This window comes from Citrobacter sp. TBCS-14 (genome assembly GCF_005280805.1).
Classification (GTDB): Bacteria; Pseudomonadota; Gammaproteobacteria; order Enterobacterales; family Enterobacteriaceae; genus Citrobacter; species Citrobacter gillenii.
In genome coordinates, this window is the sequence record NZ_SZWM01000743.1 from 1 (window position 1) to 857 (window position 857).

The 857-nt window shown below is 51.3% G+C and carries 1 protein-coding gene and 1 pseudogene; one reads left to right on the forward strand and one right to left on the reverse strand.

The annotated features are described in order from the left end of the window. Positions 1-513 (forward strand): asparaginase domain-containing protein (locus tag FDX22_RS21035; protein WP_186805402.1); only part of this gene is annotated, 513 nt, incomplete at its 5' end. A gap of 124 nt (positions 514-637) precedes the next feature. Here the strand turns inward: FDX22_RS21035 and FDX22_RS21040 are convergent. After that, a pseudogene (locus tag FDX22_RS21040) lies at positions 638-857 on the reverse strand (YggW family oxidoreductase); the annotation flags it as partial.

The following is an 857-nucleotide window of genomic DNA, read 5'->3' on the forward strand; positions in this document are numbered from 1 at the left end:
GGTCGCGACGTGACCAAAACCAATACCACTGACGTAGCTACCTTCAAATCTGTTAACTACGGCCCGTTGGGTTACATTCATAACGGTAAAATCGACTACCAGCGTACGCCTGCGCGTAAGCACACCACATCCACGCCGTTCGATGTTTCTAAGCTGACCGAGCTGCCGAAAGTCGGGATTGTTTACAACTATGCTAACGCCTCCGATCTGCCGGCAAAAGCGCTGGTAGATGCGGGTTACGCAGGGATCGTTAGTGCGGGTGTAGGTAACGGTAACCTGTATAAAACCATTTTCGATACGCTGGCAACTGCCGCGCATAAAGGAACCGTTGTCGTACGTTCATCCCGTGTACCGACTGGTGCTACCACCCAGGATGCTGAAGTTGATGATGCGAAATATGGCTTTGTCGCGTCTGGTTCGCTGAACCCGCAAAAAGCGCGTGTTCTGTTGCAGCTGGCGCTGACCGAAACCAAAGATCCTAAGCAGATTCAGGAAATGTTTAATCAGTATTAATCGATGAAGGTGGCTGCGCTTATCGACCTAACCCTGTAGGCCTGATAAGCGCAGCGCCATCAGGCAATTTGCCGAATGGTGGCTCAAAGCCTTATCAGGCCAACATTCATTACGGTTTTCCGCGTTACTCCGCCAGAAACAGCTCCAGCAGTGAGTTTAAAAACAGCTTACCGTGCTGGGTAATCTGCCAGTACTCATCGCTCTGNCATTCACTCAGGTAGCCCTGGGAAATAGCCTCATCGATCTGTCGACGAATAACGTCCTCGGTAAGCCCGGTATATTGTCTGAACTCCGCGCGAGGTGCGGCCTCAAGCAACCGGAAACGGTTCATAAAGAACTCGAAC